Raw genomic sequence first — 943 nt, 5'->3', positions numbered from 1 at the left:
GGTGTATGAACGATTGAAAAGAAAATTCCCACAATCCGCACTGGAGCGAGAAAATCGTTACCAGTGAGTGGAATGAGGGAAAAATGTTTTCTATAGAAGAGTTTATCATTGCCGTATTTTGCTGTGTTGACGATGTGCTGATTGAAATCACCCAGATATACCCAATTAAGAGACGAGGTTTTGCTCCAAGTTTAAGGGAGAGTGAAGTTTTAACAATGGAAGTAGTGGCAGAGTTTTTGGGAATAGATGCTGACAAAGACATTTGGAAATACTTTCACCGTCATTGGTTAGGGCTATTTCCTCAGTTAAAGAGTCGCTATGCTTTTATTCGTCAAGCAGCTAATTGTTGGCAGTATAAAGAACTGTTACAACAAAAATTAGCACAGCATTTAGGGGCATTTTCTGAGCAACTTCATTTAATTGATGGATTACCAATACCTTTGTGTGGCTTCAGTCGCGCTCCCAACTGCCGGAGTTTTAAATCCCAAGCAGATTATGGCTTTTGTGCTGCCAAGAAACAGACGTATTATGGGTTTCATGGGCATTTAATCATTAGTGGCATAGGAGTTATTAGTGGGTTTACCCTGACTCCGGCAAATGGCAGTGAACGAGAAGCACTTTGGGATTTAATCACGCGAGTTAAAGGTTTATTAATCGCAGATAAAGGTTATTTAAGTCAGTTTTTGTCAGGAGAACTTGAAACAGTGGGTATTAATTTACAAACCCCTCTGCGTTCTAATATGTCTGACTCTCGTAGTCAATCTTCAGTTCGATTAATGCAACGCTTTCGTCGCCTCATTGAAACAGTTATTGGTCAATTAGTTGAGAGATTTCATATAGAGAAGATTCGAGCTAGAGATATGTGGCATCTTACCAGTCGTCTCAATCGCAAGATTTTAGCTCATACTGTCTGTTTCTGGCTTAATCGCCACAATTGTGACCC

The 943-nt window shown here is 40.0% G+C and carries 1 protein-coding gene; it reads left to right on the top strand.

Features of this window, described 5'->3' with window-relative positions; translation table 11 throughout:
• Window positions 1-83 precede the first annotated feature (83 nt).
• On the top strand, window positions 84-943 hold an 860-nt coding region (locus ABF638_RS38185; protein ID WP_435027921.1), incomplete at its 3' end, for an IS982 family transposase.

The sequence above is a fragment of the Nostoc sp. CALU 1950 genome, assembly GCF_051172895.1.
Lineage (GTDB): Bacteria > Cyanobacteriota > Cyanobacteriia > Cyanobacteriales > Nostocaceae > Nostoc > Nostoc edaphicum_A.
This window is presented reverse-complemented; position numbering and strand designations above follow the sequence as displayed.